Below are 12,941 nucleotides of genomic sequence, written 5' to 3'. Positions count from 1 at the left end.
CCTCAGGTGGTGCGTTCAGTCGTGCGCGACGACGGCGACGGGGGCGGCGGCGTGGTGCAGTACCGCGTGCGTGACAGGTCCGATGTGGGCACCGATCGGGCTGCGGCGGATCCGGCGGCCGACGACGACCAGCGATGCCTCGCGGGAGGCGTCGATGACGTGGTTGGCGGGACTGCCGAGGCGGGACTCCTCGACGACCTCGACGTCCGGGTACTTCTGCCGCCAGGGGCTCAGGACCTGGGCCAGGGCGGCGGCGTCCTGTCGGCCCAGCTCCACGCCCACCTCGGGGGCGGCGGGCAGGCTGGAGACGTAGTAGGGCGGCAGGATCCAGCCGTGCACGACCTTCAGCGCGGTGCCACGGCGGGCGGCCGCCTCGAACGCGAAAGCGATCACCGTGTCATCGGGGTGGTCAGTGTCGAGGCCGAGTACCACGGGCCGGAACGCGGTGGCGGCGGACGGAATGCCCGTGGGGTCCTTCTCGTGCTCGTCGGCGGCCTGCTCGCCGGATCGCACGAGGACGACGGGTGTCTCGGTGCGAGCGATCACGGCCGCACCCACGGACCCGACGAGGAATCCTCCGAGCCCGCTCAGTCCGCGGGAGCCGAGGACCAGCAGCTCGGCGTCCTTCGCCGCCTCGGCCAACGCGTCCGTAGGCCTGCCGGGTATCTGCTCCATGGTCACGTCCACGCCCGGGTGGCGCAGGCGGAGTCCCTCGGCCGCCTCGCGCGGAATCCTCCCCCAGCCTTCGGCCGGGGGGACCCCCATCTCGTTTCGCTCGCTCCAGTGCGCTTGCGTCTCGGCGCCCAGGAGCGGGGCTTGCGCGATGCGCTCCGGGACGGGCTCCCAGACGTGAACGAGCTTCAACGGCAGACCGCGCAGCTTCGCCTCACGGGCCGCCCACTCGGCAGCGGCACGACTCTCGAGCGAGCCGTCGAGGCCCACAGTGACGGTGCGGGACATGTTGTCCACCTCCTGCTCGGGGTTCCGATCCCAGAGTGGTGGCGGGGAAACGGCACGGTGCAGAGACCGCAGGTCCCCTTTCGGGGGCCGATGGGCCCCATGGGCCGACGGGTCCCCACCGACGCCGCGTCCGGCGACCCAGGCCGCGGACAGAGCGGTGCGTGCGAGCGGAGCGAAGCCGAGCGAGCGGCGACCAGGCGCGCCCAGCCTCTCGGCCAGGGCACCGGTGTGCCGTCTGTTCCCAGGACGGTGCCGGCTGGCGCTGCCCGGCATGTCGACCATCAGCGCTGTGTCGGCAGAGCATGCCTCGCGGGCCGTTCGGCACCTGGCGGCCGACCAGAAGCCCAGAGGATCCTGAGATCTTTCGGCCCAAGGAGAATCATGTCCCAGAGCTCGGTCGACCTTGCTCCAAGGTGGCGGCGTCTGGTGCCCGGGCTCGGCACGCTGCTCGGCTACCGGCGCTCGTGGCTGAGAGGCGATGTCCTGGCCGGGGTGACGGTGGCCGCGTATCTCGTGCCCCAGGTGATGGCGTACGCGGGCGTGGCCGGCCTGCCACCGGTCGCGGGGCTGTGGGCCATCCTGCCGGCGCTCGCCCTTTACGCCCTGCTCGGCTCCTCGCGCCTGCTCTCAGTCGGTCCGGAGTCGACGACCGCGCTGATGACGGCGACGGTGGTCGGCCCGCTCGCCGCCGGAGATCCGGCCCATTACGCGACGTTGGCGGCCACCCTCGCGATCGCGGTCGGCTTGCTGTGCGTGCTGGCATGGGCGACGCGGCTCGGCTTCGTCGCGGATCTGCTGTCCCGCCCGGTGCTGATCGGGTATCTGGCGGGCGTGGCACTGATCATGATCGTGGACCAGCTTCCCAAACTGACCGGTGTCCGGACGACGGGCTCGGCCTTCTTCCCCCAACTGTGGTCCTTCGTACAGCACCTGTCGCGAGTCCACATGGCCACGGTGCTGTTCGCCGTCGTGGCGCTCGGCGTCCTCTTCACGGCGGCCCACTTCTTCCGCACCTTCCCCGGTCCCCTGCTCGTCGTGGTCTTCGGTACGGCGGCCGTGTCCCTGTTCGACCTGGACGGCCAACACGGCATCAAGGTGATCGGCGACGTCCCGTCGGGCCTGCCCGCCGTGGCCCTGCCGGACCTGGCCGAGCTGCCGCACCTGGTGCTCCCCGCCCTGGGCGTGCTCCTCGTCGGCTACACCGACTTCATCCTCACCTCGCGGGCCTTCACCAGGCGCGGCGACGAGGGTCCCGGGCTCGACGCCAACCAGGAGTTCCTCGCCCTGGGCGCGGCCAACCTCGGCGCGGGCGTGCTGCACGGATTCCCGGTCAGCAGCAGCGCCAGCCGTACCGCTCTGGCCTCCTCAGCGGGCGGGCGCAGCCAGGCGTACGCACTGATGGCCGGCGCGGCCGTCTTCGCGGTCCTGCTCTTCCTGAGCCCGTTGCTCGCCCGCACCCCCACGGCGGTCCTGGGCGCGCTCGTCGTCTACGCGGCCGTCCGCATGATCGACCTGGCGGGCTTCCGGCGGCTGGCGTCTTTCCGCCGCCGGGAACTCCTGCTGGCGCTCGGCTGCCTGGCCGGAGTCCTGGCGCTGGACATCCTGTACGGCGTGCTGGTCGCCGTCGGCCTGTCCGTAGCCGAACTGCTCACCCGGGTAGCCCGCCCGCACGACGCCGTCCAGGGCCTCGTCCCCGGCGTGGCCGGCATGCACGACATCGACGACTACCCACAGGCCCGCACCATCCCCGGCCTCCTCGTCTACCGCTACGACTCCCCACTCTTCTTCGCCAACGCCGAGGACTTCCACCGCCGGGCCCTGGCCGCCGTGGACGAACAGTCCGAACCGGTCCGCTGGTTCGTCCTCAACACCGAGGCCAATGTGGAGGTCGACATCACCGCCTTGGACGCGGTGGACCAACTGCGCCGCGAACTCGCCCACCGCGGCATCGTCTTCGCCCTCGCCCGCGTCAAGCAGGACCTGCTGGCCGACCTGACGGCGTACGGCCTGGCAGACGCCGTCGGCAGCGAGCGGATCTTTCCCACCCTTCCGACAGCAGTGGCCGCGTACCGGATGTGGTGCCGCGATCAGTAGGCCGCAGTAGGCCGTCTCTCAGGCCCCGGACTCCATGGCACCGTGCTCGTCGGGATCAGGCTTTCACTTGAGTGCCAGACTGACGCCCACGCATCCGCTGTCGCCACTCGTTCGCCTCAGCCGACAGCGGGGCAGGGCCGTCGGTACACCGCTGCGGTGCCATCCGACCCTGCCTTTGGGAAGCCCCGTGGGGCCCATGCGCCCGAGTCGGTGGGGCCGTTCGGCCCCTCTTCGCCGTGCGACGCGAAACGACACCGGAACGCGGCTCGGTGCCTGCTACACAGGAGTCAGCCGCCCTCGTCGGATGCGGTCCCCTTCCCCCTCATCAGCCCTGTCCGGGAGGCATCATGCTGTCCGCAGAATCCGCCGCCGTCATCCGTGCCACCCTGCCCGCCGTGGCCGGCGCGCTCGACGAGATCACCACCCGCTTCTACGGCGCGATGTTCCACGACCGGCCGGAACTGCTGGACGGGATGTTCAACCGCGGCAACCAGGCCAGCGGAGCCCAGCGCCGCGCACTGGCCGGCTCGATCGCCGGGTTCGCGACCGCGCTGCTCGACGCACCGGACACCCGCCCGGACGTCCTGCTGGACCGGATCGCGCACAAGCACGCCGCCGTCGGAGTCACCGACGACCAGTACACGATCGTGCACAAGTACCTGTTCGGCGCGATAGCCGAGGTCCTCGGCGACGCGGTCACCCCGGAGGTGGCGGCCGCCTGGGACGAGGTGTACTGGCTGATGGCCGGCGCCCTGATCGGCCGGGAGGCCCGCCTGTATCAGGACGCGGGCGTGGAGCCCGGCCAGATCTGGCGGCAGTGGACGGTCGTCGAGCGCCGCACAGAGACCCCGGACGTGGTGTCCTTCCTGCTCCAGCCGGCCGACGGTCAGCGAGCGCCGCGTGCGCGGGCGGGCCAGTACGTCAGCGTGCGCCTGCGCATGCCCGACGGAGTACATCAGCTGCGCCAGTACAGCATCTCCTCCGACCCCGGCGGGGAGTTGCGGCGCATCACCGTCAAGCGAGTCGCCGGCACGGCCGACGCGCCGGACGGTGAGGTCTCCAACATGCTGCACGACCATGTCCGTGCCGGAGACGAGCTGACGCTGTCCGCACCCTTCGGCGACGTCTTCCTCGACGACCCGGCCGATGCCACCACTCCGGTCGTCCTGGTCTCCGCGGGCATCGGCGGCACCCCCATGACCAGCATCCTGGCCCATCTCACCACCCTCGGTTCCACCCGCCCGGTGCTGGTCATGCACGCCGACCGCTCCCCCGCCGACCACGCCCTGCGCACCGAGACGAGCCAACTCGTGGAGCAACTGCCGGGCGCCCGCGCCATCTTCTGGTACGAGCAGCCCGGCCTGGAGGAACCCGAGGCCCGCGAGGGCCTGATGAACCTCCACGGCATCGAACTGCCCGAGAACGCCACCGTGTTCCTTTGCGGCCCGCTGCGGTTCATGCGCGACATCCGCGCACAGCTGCTGAGGGCCGGAGTTTCCCCGCAGCGCATCCGCTACGAGGTCTTCGGCCCCGACCTGTGGCTACCCGGCCCGGCGGCCTGAACGCCGGACGTCCCACCGCACTCCAGGAGAGGAACTGGCATGACCAGCAATGACACCCAGGCCGCCGCCCCCACCGTGCTGCTGCGTTCGGAAGGCGAGGTGGACGAGGAGACCCTCTCGTATGCCCGCACGAAGATCGACGCCGTCGTGGGTCGGCCGGGACTGCCCGCCGCAACCGGCGAGGTGCGGATCACGCGAGCGGCTGCTCACCACGCGGACCGTCCGTGGACAGCGACGGCCGCCCTGCACGTCGGACGGCGAGAGGTTGTCGTGCTCGCCGAGGAGGCCACCGGCCGGGAGGTCGTCGACCAACTCCAGGACCGGCTGCGCCGCCAGATCGACAAGGCGGCCCGCGCCGGACACAACGACCACCGGACGGCGGCCCCGCCGTGGCGAGGCGGCCCCGGAATCCCGCGTCCTGCCGAAGGCAGCAGCCCGACGGCGGACTCTCACCCGGCGTGAGTCTGCGGTGAGTACAGGCCCGGTCGCTGGCGGTCCACCGACCGGGCCTCTGCGATTCCCCACTGCCCCGCGGCGTCGGTGAGCGTGAAGCACTCCTGCACATGGGAGCCCCACCTGGCGGGCCATTCGGCCCACTCGGGTGACCAACGGCCCACTGACGGCGCTCACTGCCACCGGAAACGCTGATGGTGCGCGGTTCCCGATCAACGGGCCAGAACGAGGAGTTGTGTGATGGCGAAGGCTTACCTGGTGGGCAGCGGTATCGCGGCGCTCGCCGCCGCCACATTCCTGATCCGCGACGGCGGATTCGACGGCGGCGACATCCACCTCTTCGAACAGCAGGAACGCACGGGCGGCAGCCTGGACGCCGGCGGAACGCCCGAGGCCGGCTACACCATGCGCGGCGGGCGGATGTTCGAAGCCGAGTTCCGCTGCACCTACGACCTGCTGTCGACCATCCCCACCCTCGATGACCCGTCGGTGTCGGTGACCGAGGACATCCTCGCCGCGTACGAGGAGTTCGGCTGGGACGACACCGCACGCCTCTTCGACGCGGACGGGGAGATCACCGACGTACGGTCGATGGGGTTCCGTGCATCACCAGCCAGTTCCTGGCCCTCCGGCGCGACGACCGACCACACGTCGTGCCCGAGGGCTCGGTGAACCTCGCCTTCATCGGCCAGTTCGCCGAAGTACCCGACGACGTCGTGTTCACCGTCGAATACTCGGTGCGCACCGCCTGGACCGCCGTCGCCGAACTCCTCGGCCTCGGCCGGCGCCCGCCCGGGGTCTACAAGGGACACCACGACCCGCATGGCCTGGTGGAGGCGCTGGAGGCCATGCACCGACGGTCCCCCCGGCCGGAGTGCGGCGTGCTCCGGCTGCGCAACGCAGGTAGTGCCGGGCCGCGTTCCCCCAGGGCGCCCAGCTGCGAAGGGCAGCGCGGGCTCCGAGTCCCTGGTCGCGGCTGCGGTGAACGACGCAGAGCGGGCCCCAGGCCGGTGCCGACTGCGTGGGCATCGCGCGAGGTGCCCGGCTCGGACCAAGGGGCCGGTCAAGGCCGCTCGACAGCCGAACCCCGCAACACAGCACCGAAGTTGACCATGGTGCGCCAGCGGGCCGTGGCCGTCTCTGCCGACGGCTGACGGTACCGCTGGTGTTCCTCCGTCGCGGAGACTGTCGCTCATGGACTGGCTCTCACCCGTATCCGGACTCGTCGGCGCCCTCACGGGTGCCGGGCTGTCGTATCTGGCCACACACCGGGCGCAGGCCAGGGCGCTGGCCGATGCCCGCCAGGCTCGCCTTGAAGCCAAGCAGGACCAGGCCGTGACCACGCTGGCGGAAGCCTTCGCAGACCTTCACAAGCACGTCCAAAGCGTCCCCGACGACCGGGAGTCAGGAGTGAGCGCCGAAGACGCCGCCACGCTCACGGCGGCGCGGCAGGCGTGGGACGAGAAGCTGCAGGATCACATCGCGCCCGCCGGCTGGCCATCGGCGTCATCCGGGACAGGAAGGTCCGCCACCGCCTCAACGAGGCCATGACCCTGCTGGAGGTGTGGGACAGCGGGCTGGTGTACGCCTTCCACGGCCGGTCTCCCGTGTGGGTGCTGCGCGGGGTGATTTCCCACGCCGTGGACTGTGTGGGGGCGTGGCAGCGGGAGGAGGCGTTGCCAGAACCGAACCGCGCGTTCGGGCAGGCCCGGGAGTCGTTGGCGGCCAATCGGGACGAGTGGGAGGCCATCGCGGAGGCCGAGGAGGAGGACCGACCCCGGCGGCGCCCCCAGAGAGATGGCAACGGCTCGTAACCGCCCAGGTCGGCGCCGCCTGCGCCACGTTGATAAGCGGGAGAAGCCGATGACGTCCATGCGCGGATGCTGGTTCAGACGTGGGGCACCACCGCGACGGGGCAGCCGACGTGGTGCAGCACCGCGTGAGTGACCGGACCGGTGTGGATACCGAGACGGCCGTCCCGTATCCGGCGCCCCACGACCACCAAGGCCGCCCCGGCAGCGGCACGGACCAGTTCGGTGGCCGCCCGGCCCTCGGCGACCGTCTCGGTGACGGCGACCTCGGGGATCTTCTCGCACCACGGGCGCAGCGCCGCGACCACGGCGTGTTCGTGCTCCGCGAGCAGCTCCGGGCCGGGCGGCGGGACGACCCGGTCGGCGGTGGCGTATCCCGGCGGGACGGTGAAGGTGTGGACCACGCGCAGCGCGGCGCCGCGGCGCCGGGCCGCCTCGAAGGCGAACTCGATGAGGTCGTCGCAGGGTTGGCGGGTGTCGAGGCCGAGGACGATGTCGCGGTACGGGAGCTCGGGGATCTCCTCCGGGGAGACACCGTCGGGGGCCGGGAGGTGTTCGGCGGCGGAGCTCTCACCTGCCCGGGCCAGGACGACGGGGCGCGGGGACCTGGCGAGGACCCGCTGGGAGACCGAGCCGAGCAGGAAGCCCGCGAGACCGCTGAGACCGCGGGAGCCGAGCACCAGGAGGTCGGCACGTTCGGCCACTTCGAGCAGGGCGGCCACCGGTGATTCCTTCACCTGCCGGTCGACGATGCTCAGCGCGGGGTGAGCGGCACGGACACTGTTCGACGCCTCTGCGAGGATCTGCTTGGCCCACCCGCGCTCGGTCATGCCCATGGGCACACTGGCCGGAGGGCGCGCGTGCATCTGCCAGGCGTGCACCAACTGCAGCTCGGCGCCGCGGCGCAGGGCCTCCCGGGCCGCCCAGTGCGCAGCGGCGAGGCTCTCGGGAGAACCGTCGATCCCTGCAGCAACGTGTCGATCCATGACCTGTGCCTCCTCGGTGTCCGCGTGTCCGCGTGTCCACTCTGAAGCCTGCTACGAATACCGAGCCGTGCGCAGGGACCAGAGGTCCCTTTCCTCGGGCTTCACGGCCCCCGCTTCTCGCCGTGATTGCAGGGACGGTCTCCCACGAGGCCGAACGTGGCTGCCTCCATCACCGCCCCTCGCGCACCACGGTGGGTCCGCCTCCTGCTCTTCGATCCCCTCGAATCGGCGTGACCCGTCGGTCCTTCCGCGTCCGGCCGAGAGGGGGACGGTTCGGCCCGGTGGTCCGGGACGACCGGCCCTGCCCGCTCAAGTCGTTGCGCGGGAAACTGAAGTGGCATCGGAGGGCCGGGTTACCCGGGACAGTCCAACGGGACAGCAACGGCCGGACCGGCCGCTCGAACCCGCGAGTCCCGGCCCTCGATGCACATCGCGGGACCAGGACAGCCCGCGGTGTCCGTCAGGCCCGTGCGTGCCGTACGCGCCGCAGACCACGTCACGCTCCACATGACGGGGTGAAGGAGGGAGGGACAGCCATGAAGACCTGCACGGTCGGCGAGGTCATGACCCGTGAGGTAGTCGGCGCCCGCCAGGAGACGCCGTTCAAGGAGGTGGCGCGCCTGCTGGGCCGGCATCGGATCAGCGGCCTGCCGGTGGTGGACGCCGACGACAAGGTCGTGGGCGTGATATCCGAGACCGACCTGATCCTCCGGCAGGCGGCGCAAGCCGAACGGGATCGGGGACACGGCTTCCGGCTCCCGGCGCTGCGCCGCAAGACGCGGCGTACGACCGCCAAGGCACGTGCCACCACCGCCGGGCAGCTGATGTCGACGCCCGCGATCACAGTGCACCCGGAACAAGGTGTCGCGGACGCGGCCCGGGTGATGGAGCGTCATCACGTCGAACGGCTGCCCGTGGTCGACGAGGAGGACCGCCTCATCGGCATCGCCACCCGCCGTGACCTGCTGCGGGTCTTCCTGCGGACCGACGACGAGATTCGCCAGGAGATCATCGACGAGGTCCTCACCCGCACCATGTCCCTGCCGCCCCACACGGTCATCGTCTCCGTCCACGACGGCGTGGCCACGCTGGAAGGTCGGCTGGAACAGCGCAGCGACATCCCGCTGGTGCTCCGGCTGACCTGGAAGGTGGACGGCGTCGTGGGCGTGATGAACAGCCTCACCTTCCGCTTCGACGACACTCACCCACCCGAGAAGCACCCCTCACGCAGGATCGACCACTACGCGCTTCCGCAGCGGTGACCCCGACGCCGCTTCGGTGACCGGGCGGGCCGGCCGGGCCGGTCGAGACCCCGAAGTCCACACCGCCCGGGCTGCGCTGGATGGCCGACGATCAGGCCGACCTCGGCCAGGCGCATTCGGCTGGCGCGGCGGATTCGCTCAGCGTCGTCGGGGCGTCCCCGGCAAGCTGGGCACCCAAAGCCGTGCCGGCTGTCTCAGCCAATCCAGGTCAGCGGAATCTGCGGCGACCGACCTCGCTGAGAAGCGACAGATGGCCGCCGATACGGGAGATGACCACACGGCCTGCTCTGGCGTTATTGCGGCACCGAGCGGGAGCCCTCCGGACTCCCGCCGCTCGTCCTCCGGGTTTCGGCCTTGCCTTCCGCGGCCTCCTCATCACCACTGCCGCCAGTGCTCTCCGGTACTTCTTCCAGCCGCCGTCCGTCCAGTTGTGGATCACCAGGACTGACGGCGGTACGCGTAACGGATTCCCGTGTGTCTGGCTGGGCCGACCGCGTCCCCTCCCGCTACCCAGTTGCGGGCAGTTGCTTCGGCGGCTACCGGGAGTGCCCGCCCACCGATGCGTGGGCGGGCGACCCTGTCGAGGAGCCGGCACGGGGACGACGACGGCGGATGGCCGCCTGCCGGCACGTGTGCAGGCGGCGCAGCAGCCGCACGAGCAGTTCGTCGGCCACCGCGGCCACGACGCATGTCACAGCCATCGCCGCGACCAACAGCACGGCGAACATCTGGTAGAACTCCGGCGTGAGTGTCGTACGCACTGGCCTTGCCTCCTCCAGGACTGCTGCGCATCGGTCAGTTCGTTCAGGTTCAGCCAATCCGCCGTCTGTGCAGGGCACTTGAGCCGGGTGGTACCCACTCGGGTGCCGGTCGGCACTGTCGTCCGGGCGCGCAGACCTGCGTCCCGGCCACGCGGCGAGCCCCTGAACCGGTCAAGTCCACTGGGGTACGACCGCCACTGGGCAGGAGGAGTGGTGCAGGGCCGCGTGGGCGACCCGGCCGAGCTGGAGCCCTGCGTGTCCGTGGCGCCGCTGGGCGCCGACGACGAGCAGATCGGCGGTGGCCGAGGCGTCCAGCAGCACCTGGTGGGCGGATCCTTCGACAGTGCGCCGGCGCACCGGCACGGACGGGTGGGCGGCCGCCGCGTCGGACAAGGCCGCTTCCAAAGTCCCGGCGGCCTGCTGCTCGGGATTGAGGGGCGGGCTCTCCCGCAGGCGGGGCAGGGGCGGTGCTCGGGTGTGTGGGGCGGCGCCAGGCCCGTACGGTCTGCAGGGTGGCGTAGCGGGCTGCCGCCTCCGCGAAGGCGAAGCGCACGGCTGCCGTGTTTCCCGGTTCCTCGCCGACACCGAGCACGATGCGCTGGTAGGTCCGGGGCGTGCGTCGGTTGTCGTGGCCGCCGCGCAGCACGATCACCGGGCAGTGGGCGCGGGCGGCGACGGCCAGGCTGACCGAGCCGAGCAGCCGCTCGGCGACACCGCTGCGGCCCCGCGATCCGATGACGAGTGCCCAGGCGTGGCGGCCCTCGTCGAGGAGCGCACTGACGGCGTCGTCGGGCAGGACCGCTGTGGTGATCTTCAGGTTCGGGGCCCGTCGGTGGGCGCGGCGCGCGGCGGCCTCGACGATGTTGTCGGCCAGCACCTGTTCCGAGGATCTGCCCAACCCTTCCGCGAGGGCGGCGCCTTCGTACCGTTCCCACAGCGAGGCGTACACCAGCCGCAGCGGCACCCCGTGCAGGGCGGCCTCGTCGGCCGCCCAGTCCACCGCCCGCATGCTCGGCTCGGAGCCGTCCACGCCCACGGTCAGGGGCAACTCCATGCTCCTCATCCCCTTGCTGTCCCTTCCTTGTACTCTTCTGCCGGGCGGCTCAGTCGTGCGGGACGACCGCGACTGGGGCAGCAGCGTGGTGCAGTACGGCGTGCGTGACGGGGCCGATGTGGGCGCCGAACGGAGAACGGCGGATCCGGCGCCCGACCACGACCAGGGAGGCGTCGTGGGAGGCAGCCACCAGTTGGTCGGCGGCCTTGCCGGCCCGGGAGCTCTCGACGATCTCCAGGGACGGGAACTTCTGTCGCCAGGGACGCAGGACCTCGGTCAGCGCGGACGCCCATTCTGCGGCGATCAGGGCGTTCAGCTCCGGATCGTCGGGCAGCCCGTAGGCGAAATAGGGCGGCAGGGTGAAGCCGTGGACGACCTGCAACGTGGTGGCGCGACGCATGGCCGCGTCGATCGCGAATTCGATCAACGCCTCGTGGGGATTCCCGGTGTCGAGCCCGAGAACGACGGGCCGGTACCCGGTCGCGGCGGACGGAATGCCTGCCGGGTCCATCACGTGCTCGTCAGCGGCCGCTTCCCCGGCCCGTACGAGGACCACGGGCCGCTCGGTGCGCGCGACGGCGGCCTGGCCGACCGAGCCGACCAGGAACCCGCCGATGCCACTCAGCCCCCGGGACCCCAGCACCAGGAGCTCGGCCTCCTCGGCCGCGTCGGGGAGCACCTCCCCCGGCCGCCCGGTGAGCTGTTCACCGACGACCTCCACGCCGGGGTGGCGCAGCCGCAGTCCCTCGGCCGCCTCGCGCAGGATCCGCTCCGGCCACTTCTGCTGCGCTTCGGCGCCCAGCAGGGGTGCCAGGGCCATGGGCGCCGGCACCGGTTCCCAGACGTTCACCAGCCTCAGCGGCAATCCGCGCAGCTGCGCTTCACGGGCCGCCCACTCGGCGGCGGCCCGGCTCTCGGACGAGCCGTCGAGCCCTACGGTGACGGTGCGGGACATGGGACGTACCTCCTGGGGCAGGTCGAGCGCATGGAGTATCCGGCTACAGCCTCGCAGCCGGGGAAGGTGTGTTGGAGAGGCCGCACAGGCCCCCGGCATGGGGCCGATCGGCCCCATGCCGGGGGTCCGGCGTGCGCCGCGGCACCGGGACCGCGAGACGCTTTCGTGGGCCCGCGAACTGTCTCCGCTGTCAGCGAGTCGGCCGTGGTTCCAACTCGTCGATGCCTCGTTGGAGGCGGTCGGTGATGTCGGGTGGGCCCGCATCGTGCGCAGTACGGTCACGTTTCGCCAGGACCAGGACCAGGAGCTGTGCGCTGCCGTCGGGTCGGCGATCCGTGGGCAGGGAGCCGTGCGGACCGGGGACCCGGACCGTCACGATGCGGCAGTGTTCAGGCGTGCTTGCGGGCCCACTGCGGGCCGACCTCGGCCCATTCGCGTTCCCACCCGGCCGCGCGGCGCGTGTCCAGGCGTCGTCGGACGACCCAGGAGCCGGTCAGGAGCACGGCACAGGCCCCGCCCGCGGCCAGGACCCCGGACAGGCCGGCCCTGGCTTCCACCTCGGCCGGGCTGAGCGATCCGTCGCGGAGGGCTCCCGTGTCATCGGTCCAGACGGTGGCACGGTCACCGGCCTTGAGGCCCGCCTTCACCTGCGCGTCGCCGGTTCGGGTGGTTCCGTCGGGCGCGGCCCACCGCGCCGCCGCACGGACCGTTCCACCGCCGGTGTACGCGCGCCCGGCAGGTGCGTCCGCTGTGAGCACCGCCGTGGTGCTGCGCAGTTCTTGCCGCTGCCGGTCCAGCGTGTCCTGGACGTTCCACGCCGTGGCCGCGCCGGTGACCGGCGTGGCGATCGCGATGGCGAGGCCCGTCGCCAGGATGACCCACGCCTCCGCAGCGTCCGAGCGGCGCCGCAGCGGATTGCGCCGCCAGCGCCACAGCCTCACCTTGGTCCCCATCGTCACGCCCCCTGCTTTCCGAGTCCCGGTTTCCGCCTCGGTCGGTTCCGGGCGGTACGACACCCAGGTACCGTCCCAGACCGGAGTGAA

General features: G+C 71.6%; 13 protein-coding genes and 1 pseudogene. 8 read left to right on the top strand and 6 right to left on the bottom strand.

Annotation, left to right across the window (positions count from 1 at the left end):
- Positions 1-15 precede the first annotated feature (15 nt).
- The gene (locus ACFYNL_RS36140) at positions 16-960 is read right to left on the bottom strand and encodes a universal stress protein (protein WP_388811455.1); all 945 of its coding nucleotides are present in this window, start codon (positions 958-960) and stop codon (positions 16-18) included.
- A 381-nt stretch (positions 961-1,341) separates the two neighbouring features.
- Here ACFYNL_RS36140 and ACFYNL_RS36135 point away from each other — a divergent pair, with 381 nt between their 5' ends.
- From ACFYNL_RS36135 to ACFYNL_RS36105, 7 genes are all read left to right on the top strand, one after another.
- Positions 1,342-3,054: a SulP family inorganic anion transporter gene (locus ACFYNL_RS36135; RefSeq protein ID WP_388811453.1), complete on the top strand. Its 1,713-nt coding sequence runs from the start codon at positions 1,342-1,344 to the stop codon at positions 3,052-3,054.
- 347 nt (positions 3,055-3,401) lie between these two features.
- On the top strand, positions 3,402-4,616 hold the full coding sequence (locus tag ACFYNL_RS36130; RefSeq protein WP_388811450.1) for a globin domain-containing protein: 1,215 nt from the start codon (positions 3,402-3,404) through the stop codon (positions 4,614-4,616).
- Between the two features lie 39 nt (positions 4,617-4,655).
- Positions 4,656-5,078 (top strand): hypothetical protein, encoded by a 423-nt coding sequence (locus ACFYNL_RS36125; protein ID WP_388811447.1) that lies wholly within the window; start codon positions 4,656-4,658, stop codon positions 5,076-5,078.
- Between the two features lie 231 nt (positions 5,079-5,309).
- Positions 5,310-5,741: an oleate hydratase gene (locus ACFYNL_RS36120; RefSeq protein WP_388811444.1), complete on the top strand. Its 432-nt coding sequence runs from the start codon at positions 5,310-5,312 to the stop codon at positions 5,739-5,741.
- Positions 5,723-6,223, top strand: coding sequence for an oleate hydratase (locus ACFYNL_RS36115; protein WP_388811441.1), 501 nt, complete (start codon positions 5,723-5,725; stop codon positions 6,221-6,223). Before ACFYNL_RS36120 ends, ACFYNL_RS36115 begins: the two co-directional genes overlap by 19 nt.
- A gap of 40 nt (positions 6,224-6,263) precedes the next feature.
- Positions 6,264-6,620: a hypothetical protein gene (locus ACFYNL_RS36110; protein WP_388811438.1), complete on the top strand. Its 357-nt coding sequence runs from the start codon at positions 6,264-6,266 to the stop codon at positions 6,618-6,620.
- Positions 6,617-6,883, top strand: a complete 267-nt coding sequence (locus tag ACFYNL_RS36105; RefSeq protein ID WP_388811436.1) for a hypothetical protein — start codon at positions 6,617-6,619, stop codon at positions 6,881-6,883. Before ACFYNL_RS36110 ends, ACFYNL_RS36105 begins: the two co-directional genes overlap by 4 nt.
- A 74-nt stretch (positions 6,884-6,957) precedes the next feature.
- Here ACFYNL_RS36105 and ACFYNL_RS36100 read toward each other — a convergent pair whose 3' ends face one another.
- On the bottom strand, positions 6,958-7,866 hold the full coding sequence (locus tag ACFYNL_RS36100; protein ID WP_388811433.1) for a universal stress protein: 909 nt from the start codon (positions 7,864-7,866) through the stop codon (positions 6,958-6,960).
- Positions 7,867-8,402: 536 nt separating this feature from the next.
- Between ACFYNL_RS36100 and ACFYNL_RS36095 the strand changes: the two genes are divergently transcribed.
- Positions 8,403-9,128: a CBS domain-containing protein gene (locus tag ACFYNL_RS36095; protein ID WP_388811431.1), complete on the top strand. Its 726-nt coding sequence runs from the start codon at positions 8,403-8,405 to the stop codon at positions 9,126-9,128.
- Positions 9,129-9,664: 536 nt separating this feature from the next.
- Here the strand turns inward: ACFYNL_RS36095 and ACFYNL_RS36090 are convergent.
- The 4 genes and pseudogenes from ACFYNL_RS36090 to ACFYNL_RS36075 all read right to left on the bottom strand — a co-directional run bounded on the left by ACFYNL_RS36090 (position 9,665) and on the right by ACFYNL_RS36075 (position 12,851).
- Entirely contained in the window at positions 9,665-9,889 is a 225-nt protein-coding gene (locus ACFYNL_RS36090; RefSeq protein WP_388811429.1) for a hypothetical protein, read from the bottom strand.
- A 171-nt stretch (positions 9,890-10,060) separates the two neighbouring features.
- A pseudogene (locus tag ACFYNL_RS36085) lies at positions 10,061-10,943 on the bottom strand (universal stress protein).
- Positions 10,944-10,992: 49 nt separating this feature from the next.
- Entirely contained in the window at positions 10,993-11,898 is a 906-nt protein-coding gene (locus ACFYNL_RS36080) for a universal stress protein (RefSeq protein WP_388811426.1), read from the bottom strand.
- A 389-nt stretch (positions 11,899-12,287) separates the two neighbouring features.
- Positions 12,288-12,851: a hypothetical protein gene (locus ACFYNL_RS36075; protein ID WP_388811424.1), complete on the bottom strand. Its 564-nt coding sequence runs from the start codon at positions 12,849-12,851 to the stop codon at positions 12,288-12,290.
- Positions 12,852-12,941 lie beyond the last annotated feature (90 nt).

Source organism: Streptomyces sp. NPDC007808 (assembly GCF_042868655.1).
Lineage (GTDB): Bacteria > Actinomycetota > Actinomycetes > Streptomycetales > Streptomycetaceae > Streptomyces.
Note: the sequence above shows the minus strand (reverse complement) of the source record. Positions and strands in the feature narration are given on the sequence as shown.

Bases quoted from the DNA above. Each gene is read 5' to 3' on its own strand.
- ACFYNL_RS36140 (WP_388811455.1), bottom strand. From the start codon at position 960: ATGTCCCGCACCGTCACTGTGGGCCTCGACGGCTCGCTCGAGAGTCGT.
- ACFYNL_RS36135 (WP_388811453.1), top strand. From the start codon at position 1,342: ATGTCCCAGAGCTCGGTCGACCTTGCTCCAAGGTGGCGGCGTCTGGTG.
- ACFYNL_RS36130 (WP_388811450.1), top strand. From the start codon at position 3,402: ATGCTGTCCGCAGAATCCGCCGCCGTCATCCGTGCCACCCTGCCCGCC.
- ACFYNL_RS36125 (WP_388811447.1), top strand. From the start codon at position 4,656: ATGACCAGCAATGACACCCAGGCCGCCGCCCCCACCGTGCTGCTGCGT.
- ACFYNL_RS36120 (WP_388811444.1), top strand. From the start codon at position 5,310: ATGGCGAAGGCTTACCTGGTGGGCAGCGGTATCGCGGCGCTCGCCGCC.
- ACFYNL_RS36110 (WP_388811438.1), top strand. From the start codon at position 6,264: ATGGACTGGCTCTCACCCGTATCCGGACTCGTCGGCGCCCTCACGGGT.
- ACFYNL_RS36105 (WP_388811436.1), top strand. From the start codon at position 6,617: ATGACCCTGCTGGAGGTGTGGGACAGCGGGCTGGTGTACGCCTTCCAC.
- ACFYNL_RS36100 (WP_388811433.1), bottom strand. From the start codon at position 7,866: ATGGATCGACACGTTGCTGCAGGGATCGACGGTTCTCCCGAGAGCCTC.
- ACFYNL_RS36095 (WP_388811431.1), top strand. From the start codon at position 8,403: ATGAAGACCTGCACGGTCGGCGAGGTCATGACCCGTGAGGTAGTCGGC.
- ACFYNL_RS36080 (WP_388811426.1), bottom strand. From the start codon at position 11,898: ATGTCCCGCACCGTCACCGTAGGGCTCGACGGCTCGTCCGAGAGCCGG.
- ACFYNL_RS36075 (WP_388811424.1), bottom strand. From the start codon at position 12,851: ATGGGGACCAAGGTGAGGCTGTGGCGCTGGCGGCGCAATCCGCTGCGG.